The sequence below is a fragment of the Acinetobacter johnsonii genome, assembly GCF_048551975.1.
GTDB lineage: Bacteria > Pseudomonadota > Gammaproteobacteria > Pseudomonadales > Moraxellaceae > Acinetobacter > Acinetobacter johnsonii_A.
The window spans coordinates 302,500-309,957 of sequence record NZ_JBIMCF010000002.1; the positions used below are offsets into that span (position 1 = coordinate 302,500).

At 39.0% G+C, this 7,458-nt stretch carries 10 protein-coding genes and 2 pseudogenes; 5 read left to right on the forward strand and 7 right to left on the reverse strand.

The window, feature by feature from the left end; genetic code table 11:
- Nucleotides 1-6: 6 nt before the first annotated feature.
- The 3 genes and pseudogenes from ACG9ZB_RS03555 to tehB all read right to left on the reverse strand — a co-directional run bounded on the left by ACG9ZB_RS03555 (nucleotide 7) and on the right by tehB (nucleotide 1,732).
- Entirely contained in the window at nucleotides 7-315 is a 309-nt protein-coding gene (locus tag ACG9ZB_RS03555) for a hypothetical protein (protein ID WP_419324162.1), read from the reverse strand.
- Nucleotides 306-770 carry a hypothetical protein gene (locus tag ACG9ZB_RS03560; protein ID WP_419324163.1) on the reverse strand — a complete coding sequence of 155 codons (465 nt, stop codon included), beginning with the start codon at nucleotides 768-770 and terminating at the stop codon, nucleotides 306-308. The genes ACG9ZB_RS03555 and ACG9ZB_RS03560 overlap by 10 nt, the downstream gene beginning before the upstream one ends.
- A gap of 88 nt (nucleotides 771-858) precedes the next feature.
- Nucleotides 859-1,732, reverse strand: a pseudogene (tehB, locus tag ACG9ZB_RS03565) (SAM-dependent methyltransferase TehB).
- Between the two features lie 280 nt (nucleotides 1,733-2,012).
- On the opposite strand from tehB, the gene ACG9ZB_RS03570 reads away from it, so the two are divergent.
- A complete protein-coding gene (locus tag ACG9ZB_RS03570) occupies nucleotides 2,013-2,711 on the forward strand; it encodes a hypothetical protein (protein WP_419324165.1) in 699 nt (232 codons plus the stop codon).
- 58 nt (nucleotides 2,712-2,769) lie between these two features.
- Here the strand turns inward: ACG9ZB_RS03570 and ACG9ZB_RS03575 are convergent, their stop codons facing one another.
- The 3 genes from ACG9ZB_RS03575 to ACG9ZB_RS03585 form a co-directional block, all read right to left on the reverse strand.
- Nucleotides 2,770-3,042, reverse strand: coding sequence for a hypothetical protein (locus tag ACG9ZB_RS03575; RefSeq protein ID WP_004692743.1), 273 nt, complete (start codon nucleotides 3,040-3,042; stop codon nucleotides 2,770-2,772).
- A gap of 112 nt (nucleotides 3,043-3,154) precedes the next feature.
- Nucleotides 3,155-3,904 carry a hypothetical protein gene (locus tag ACG9ZB_RS03580; protein WP_419324167.1) on the reverse strand — a complete coding sequence of 250 codons (750 nt, stop codon included), beginning with the start codon at nucleotides 3,902-3,904 and terminating at the stop codon, nucleotides 3,155-3,157.
- 146 nt (nucleotides 3,905-4,050) lie between these two features.
- Entirely contained in the window at nucleotides 4,051-4,563 is a 513-nt protein-coding gene (locus ACG9ZB_RS03585; RefSeq protein WP_419324169.1) for a hypothetical protein, read from the reverse strand.
- 236 nt (nucleotides 4,564-4,799) lie between these two features.
- Here ACG9ZB_RS03585 and ACG9ZB_RS03590 point away from each other — a divergent pair, with 236 nt between their 5' ends.
- Nucleotides 4,800-5,489: a DsbA family oxidoreductase gene (locus tag ACG9ZB_RS03590; protein ID WP_419324171.1), complete on the forward strand. Its 690-nt coding sequence runs from the start codon at nucleotides 4,800-4,802 to the stop codon at nucleotides 5,487-5,489.
- Between the two features lie 95 nt (nucleotides 5,490-5,584).
- Here the strand turns inward: ACG9ZB_RS03590 and ACG9ZB_RS03595 are convergent, their stop codons facing one another.
- Complete coding sequence (locus tag ACG9ZB_RS03595; protein ID WP_004978694.1) at nucleotides 5,585-5,785, reverse strand: dodecin family protein; 201 nt, start codon at nucleotides 5,783-5,785, stop codon at nucleotides 5,585-5,587.
- Nucleotides 5,786-6,244: 459 nt separating this feature from the next.
- On the opposite strand from ACG9ZB_RS03595, the gene ACG9ZB_RS03600 reads away from it, so the two are divergent.
- The 3 genes and pseudogenes from ACG9ZB_RS03600 to ACG9ZB_RS03610 form a co-directional block, all read left to right on the forward strand.
- A complete protein-coding gene (locus ACG9ZB_RS03600) occupies nucleotides 6,245-6,406 on the forward strand; it encodes a hypothetical protein (RefSeq protein WP_004692748.1) in 162 nt (53 codons plus the stop codon).
- Between the two features lie 274 nt (nucleotides 6,407-6,680).
- On the forward strand, nucleotides 6,681-6,860 hold the full coding sequence (locus ACG9ZB_RS03605; RefSeq protein ID WP_165801771.1) for a hypothetical protein: 180 nt from the start codon (nucleotides 6,681-6,683) through the stop codon (nucleotides 6,858-6,860).
- A gap of 10 nt (nucleotides 6,861-6,870) precedes the next feature.
- Nucleotides 6,871-7,458: pseudogene (locus ACG9ZB_RS03610) on the forward strand (hypothetical protein); the annotation flags it as partial.

Consider the following 7,458-nt stretch of genomic DNA (forward strand, 5'->3'; position numbering starts at 1 on the left):
CCTTTTTTATTTACAAAGGCTTTCTATCAAACCTTCAATTGTTAGATCAAATTTTTTCATTTTGGTATTTTGATTATTCTGTTCCCAAATCTTGTACTTTAAAAAAAAATTATATTTTTTAAAAACATCTTCTTTTTTAGGTGAAACTTGCCCTACTTTTGCCCTTTGTACTTCTTTTTTTAATTTTTCATAAAAAGAATTATCAAAATTTGAAAAATCATCACTAAATGCTTTTAAATTTCCCCCATAACAGCCATCTAATAACTGTAAAAACTTCGCAACATTTTCATTTTCAACATACTCCTTCATCGACATTCTTTCACCCCTTCATTAACTATAGCTTCGCTCAATCTGCCATATTTAGGATAATCTGTTTGTTCTACTATATAACTAACATAACACGTACATGTTTTTGCAATTTTTTCGGATGACCAATTTGGCTTAGATTGTGCATAACTTGCTTTACATTTACGATCAAAAGCTTCAATTTGCCAATCTGCCCAACTTGTTCTCAACTCAGAGTATATAATTTCAGATGGTTTCAGTTTTTCCTGTACTTGATCAATACCAAATCCTCCTACCACTCCAATAAAAATCGAAGCAACTAAAAGGGGGATTATTTTAGAACCCTTTTTTTCTTTATTAATAACCAATAAATCATTTCTACAGGTACCACATTTATAAATACCCTGACGGCCTATTTCAACAACCCTATTTGTTGAATTGCATTTGCTACATATTAAATAGCCATTTGTCTCTATTTCACTCATCAAGGTTGTTTCTTATACACTATGGTTAATTAAATTAGGTGAAAAGTATTTTTAATATTATAAATCATAAGGATAGAAAATATAAAGATCAATTTTTACTTTTACTCCTCTGCGCCAACAACGTCGCAAAATGCTGTTTAATCCGATTACCCTGCTCATCGACCCGATGTAACTCCCCAACATTTTCATTGTATTTCACAATGTTCCAGCCATCGTATAGCGCACTTAACTCTCCGGCTTTAAACGCAAATGGAAAGTCAGGCTGCAGGTATAGCATCGGTATCCATCGCACAGACAATCAAGTTAAACCCGTTCACGTTGGTAGCTTTTTGCATCTGCGCAATCAATGGTTTCTCTGTTTTAGCTTCTAAAAACATCATCACCACGGTACAGCAAATAAAGTCGTATGTAGCTGTGATGCTTGGGTCAGCATTAAGGTCGCGTTGTTGCAGATGAATCTTTTGAATACCTTCGGTATCTATAATTTGCTGTAATTTTTGCAAACTTTGCGGATTCACATCCCAAGCATCTACTTCAAAGTCCTGCTGACTTAAGTACAGCGAATTTCGCCCCTGCCCACAGCCGACATCCAAAGCCTGACCACCGTGTAAATACGGCATAGCCGCCAAAATTTCTGAATGTGTGGGTGAAAGCTGATATTTCTTATAAAAATAATCCTGCGGGGTACAGTAAAATTGCAGTTGACACTCTATGTCGTCGCTGGTCGAAACAATCTTGTGCCATGCTTGAGGCTCAATAAACGGTGGCTGATGCTCAGCTGTAAATAGATGTTCAGATTGCACTTGACCAACCTCATCTAAAAAAGCAAAGCTCAGCTCACCTTGATAAATCTTTAGCTTGGCCCACGTGCCTGCTTTGGTATTGTGTTGATTTTTAAACCCTTGCGGAATGGTCTGCGCAGTCCACACAGGCAGTTCTTTATAACAAATCAAGTCTTGCATCAGCCGATTCCCACCCTTGTTATGATGTATTCGCTAGTCCATCGTTTTTATCGAAGCTTGTATGATCATATCCAGTTCAGACTCAAATGAACATTCTCGAGATCTGGAAATAGCAAATAGATAAGAAATAAAATCCGTCGCACCACTGCATTGAGCAACTCATCGAACTTTAATGACTTTAAACTTTTGAGCTTTGACGACTTTTTGAACATTTTAATGATAGGCTTAAAGACAATAAAAATTCAGCTTAACTATATTTCAAATGATTCGGAGTCTATCGATGTTTGCATCACCTTTAAAAACCATCATTTGCTTAAGCGTCATGGGGATATTATTCACAGGCTGTGCCACCAAAACCCTGATGACCAAAGACAATAAAACCTATACCCGTACCAACAAAGTAACCCTGATCGAAGACCAAGTGGTGGCTTTTGGTAAACCTGCTCAGCCTCTGCCGAATTTACCTGTACATAGTTTAGTGATTGCAGGGCAACAAAAAAGTTATGTCCTTACCCAAGGCGGGCCCCAATTTGTCAGTTTGATTGGCAAACTAGACCCGAAAAATATTCAAGTCACCCGGGAACTAAGTTTCTACTCAGAAAAGAATGATGGCCATTTTACAGGGACACTACCATTGTCTTATGTGAAGCTCAAAGAAGACATCAGCAAGAAAGATCTTGAATTTTTTATTGAAAATGGGGCAAAGGAATGTTCGAGTTCCATTGATGAACGCATGTTGGCACAGCGTTTCTGTTTTGAGATCAAATTAGCAGGTGTAGTCTACCCTGCCGCGAATAATTTAGCGTTTTTAAAAGCCTTGAGTAAGCCTTATCAGGTCAGCATTTATACCCATCAAGAGGAAAGTTATAAATCGAAGTCAGGCATGAATCCTTTTGAAAAATTAGTGCTGCTGCCTTTTGCTGTGGCAATTGATGTGGTCAGCCTACCGTTCCAAGCAGCCGATAAAATTTTTGATTAATTCAATAAAAGCAAAGCGCCTAGAACGGATCAGGCCCTGTGCTTGTATTGCGAAAGATTTAAATTAAGAGCTCGCCCATCAACCAAGCCATATACTTTTCTTTGTCCATAAAGTCAGGCGCATTGCCCGTATCTAGACTGAAATACTGTTGGTTAAACTGAATCACGATTTGTTCGGTATGGTGCCAGTCTTCGATCATTTTGAAATATTGGTTGAAGAAAAATCGATTCTTCCCCCAGTTGCTTAAGCGTTCTAATTTTGGATAGTTTTTATTTTCTACAAACTCACTATACACATGCTGAATATCATCAAAAACGTGTATGGTTCTCATGACTCACCTGCCTGCACTGAAAAGTCGTCATCGTTGTGATGGCTTTACTCTAGCAGCCAATTTTGAACAACAGATGACAGTCCGCTTACAAGACTGTCATCTTTGCACTGTGTTATAACTTCTGTTCTACTTCTTTTTGGGTCTGTTTTTCGACCTGCTTCATCTGGCTATTCAGTGCCAAAATCTCTTTATACAGCGCATTAAACTGCTGTAGTGGGGCATCTTCATAAAACATAAAGGTGTTATTTTTCTTTTCCCATTGGTTATTTTTCAGCACCAAGAAAATTTGATCCGCTTTGGCTAAATTCTGTTGTTCAAGACTAAACAAGCGGGTTGCTTCATGGCTTTTTTCACTGGCTTTCATGCTGTCGGTCAGTTGATGGCGGAACCGCGAAGATATTGCTAAATCTTTGGCCTGAGCAATGGCCTCTTTTTGACGTTGTGCAACCTGCTGTGCATAGCTCTCAACAACAGCATGTACGTCTTTTAGCATTTGCTCCGTTTCAGCATAATTGTTTTTTTTGTCTTTGTTTAATCGGTCAATATTTAAAAATTGATCCCAATTTAAGGCTTTTAAATCTCGCAGATATTGATTACGCGCTTCGGCATTTTGCAGCATATGACTGAGCACAAACTCCGCCATAATTTGATAGTCACCTGTCAGACGTGGGTCTTTTACATCGACTTGAATTGGTGTGGTCCAATCTTGAGCTTGTTGGTAAATTTGTTCGGTCTTTTCATACAGCACCGTTTCATAGCTTTGTAGCTGCTGCTGCTCTTTTTGTTGTTGAGAATACTGATAAAACATCCAACCAAAAACGGCACTGTTCGCAAGAACTAAAATCAACACGATACGTCGCATGTTCAGCTTCCTCTTCATTTCTTTTCATCATAGCAAATAAAGGCACATGATCAATATTTCAACATGTTATCTATCTTTTAAGACCCTACGGCCGTACCTTCCCCAAGTCGATGAGGAAGTACTGGCGATAAACAAATAAGGACGTGTTAATTCGCTGGAGCTGTTCTCGGCTGCTGACTATTCTGTTGAATCCCTTGCATAAAATTCCGACCAATCTGCCCAATCGAAATTTGTTCACGGGTAATTTGTACATTGGTCGCATTACGGTCAATGCCAAACGGCTGCAACATGATATACAAACCTTCAGTTGGATTAGACGACTGCAAACCAGCGGCAATGTTCAAGACATGCTCACGTAACAAAGGCGGCACAGAATTTAGATCTGCGGTGACCGCAGGTGGCAAAATATCGATGTTTTGAGTGATAGTCGGATCGACCACAAAAGACTGTGCCTCATCTTGTAACTGAACAATACGATGCTGCAAGGCTTTACGAATATTTTCATCCTGTTGATAAGGAATCACGCCCGTTTCAGCACGTAGCTCTGATTCCGCCATGATTTTAAAAGTCGGTAGACTCACGATCTCCCCATTGGCTTGCAGCAAAGTCGGCATAAGAAAAGCGCAACAAAAAATGGGAAGATAATTTAAAAATTTCATAAAACAATCCCAAACAATAAGAGATATAAAAAGGCATGCTCAAACTGAGCACCTTCACTCTATTGTATATTTTTCGATCTTTGTGCTACGTAGTTGTCAGACAAACGGTCAAGCCTAGAGGGTTCAACTGATTGAATCCATAGCGAAACCGCTTTTTTTAATGGCCCTGCTTTAAATTTTATAACTCAACCCCATCATTTCCTTAATTGCTCTTTTTACTATTTTTGAGAAATCGCATGCGTGTAGATATTTGGTCAGATGTTGTTTGTCCTTTTTGTTATATTGGCAAAAAACGTTTAGAAGCGGCGGCCGAACAAGCTGGTGTGGAATTGGAAGTGCATTGGCACAGTTTTGAACTGGATCCAGATGCACCTGTACGCCAAGAAATTTCGAACTCAGAACGTCTCGCACTAAAATATGGTCGCACAGTGGCTGAAGTTGAAGATATGCAACGTAATATTGCCAAAATGGCTGCGGAGGAAGGCATTGAATTTAATTGGGAAAATGCCAACTCAGGCAACAGTTTCAATGCACACCGTATTATTCACCTTGCTCAAAGCCATGGTTTAGGCAATGAAGCTAAAGAAGCCTTTTTCTTTAGCTATATGACGCAAGGCTTACCGATTGGTGAACGTGAAACCATTGAAGATGTGGCCTCTCGTATTGGCTTAAACCCAGTTGAGGTAGATGATGTGTTGGATTCTGACGAATATGCAGATTTCGTGAAGTTTGACCAAGAGGTGGCGCGTGAACAACTGAAAGTAACGGGTGTACCGTTCTTTGTTTTCGATCAGCGTGTGGCTTTAGCGGGTGCACAGCCACGTGAAGTCTTTCTACAAGTCCTTGAAAAAGCACAAATGCCAACAGAAGAAAATAATGCAGCACAGTGTTCCGATGAGTCTTGTGAAACTCCAAAACAATCATAAGAATACTGGATTCAGAGCTTAACTGAGCCCTATCCATAGATAAGAAAATCCCCGACCTGCGGGGATTTTTTATAGATTAAAAAGCGGACTTGTGTTTAATCGACCAAGAAACTAATTTTAAGATTGACCCGATATTCTACAATTTGGTTGTCCTTAATCACTACTTTTTGTTCATTGATCCAAGCACCTTGAACATTCTTCACCGTCTCAGTGACTTTTGCGATGCCTGTCTGAATCGCATCTTCAAAACTTTTCGCACTGCTTGAATTGACTTCTACCACTTTTGCAATGGCCATCTGTTTGTCCTCAGCTATTGTTGTTTGTGTCTGTTCATCTTAGATGAATTTTTAATCAAAAATAGATGAGTTAAACATTCCACAGCAAAAACTTACACAGTGCGCACAATCAAAAGACTTCAAAATGGTGAATATTTAAACGATTAATCATGTAAATCTACGTCCTTCTTCGGGTCTCATTTCAGACAAAAAAGACCTACTTTCAAGCTTCCTTTCAAACTTGAAAATCTAAATTTTCACTTTAAATTTAAACAGTTTAGCGCTGGAGTAAAAACTCTATACTAGACTAGAGTATTTATTCTAATTTATTGTTTTTTAACAATAAATGAACTCACCATTCATCTTTTTATGGCCTAAACCAGCGCTTAAATCGATCATTTTTTGATATTATTCATGCGAAATTTATCTTTTTAAAACTCCCAGTCTCCTAAGTGAGACCTCCTTTTTAGAGGAAAAATCATGAACGCTGTTAAATATGCTTTGGCTGTCGCTGTAATGGCTCTTTCTGCAACTGTTTCTGCACAAGTTGTTTTTGTTCCAGATTTTCCTGTAAAAAAACCAGCAGACACTCAAACGGCAACGGCTGATGCTCCTGCGGCTGCACCACATCAAGAAGCGTAATTTGCGCTGAGTTGATCAAAAATAGGCAATGTTGATTGCCTATTTTTTTGCCCAAAATTGCAAAGAACTGACAAAAAATTTCAGCTATGAACCCTCCAGGGCAAAATATTTAATTCAATCTGTGCTGAAATCGAAATTATCTACATTTTTCACTACCCTTTTCTCGTATCGAGAGCAGAATAATTTTTGCCTATTTATTCTTTTCTAATTATGATCAAACAATAATACCCAATTCCAAAACCAATAAATTAAATGCACTCAATAGCACATGCCTATGCAAAATTTACAAGCCCTTATCCAAGGTCATATTACGCCCCAAGCCATTGACCTTGATCAATTGATTGCGTTTGCACAGCAGTATACGCAGCCAACTTCAGCCGAATATAAATTACTTGAACTGGCCATCAATATGGTTTTGGCAAGCTACTTGGAACAAGCACAAAAACAACTTTAGAGTTCAGCGCATGAAAGCAATCGAAAAAGCACTGCTGATCAAAGAACTGCATCAATTGATTGATGGTTTGGAACATCAAGCTCTGTCTTTTTTTGAAATTGCGCGCTCTAAAAAACGCATCCGTGAAATTTTTGCACTCTGTGATGAACCCATTTTCCACAAACAACTCGAAGCCTATAAGGCACTGACTCAGCCTCAAGCGGCGGCTGAGCGCTGGATACAGCAAAGCCCCTACCAGCATGCCTACATTGGACTGTTTCAATATGAGTCTGCTTTAACCGATGCCTTAAAACAGCAGGCGGCTTTCGCATGGGGTGTTTTATATAAATCAGGTTTAGGTTGGCAAATTGCTTTTCAAAGCACCCCACCTACACTGTATAGCAGCCCATGGCACTTAAAGTTTGAACACGCTTACCAATGGTTTTTGAGCCATGTACAAAGCGCTCAACAGCCCGAGAACGTAGCTTTTATTACAACACCAGAAATATCCGAAGAAGTTGCAGAAGTTGCAGAAGTTGCAGAAGTTGCAGAAGTTGCAGAAGTTGCAGAAGTTGCAGAAGTTGCAGAAGTTGCAGAAGTTGCAGAAGTTGCAGAAGTT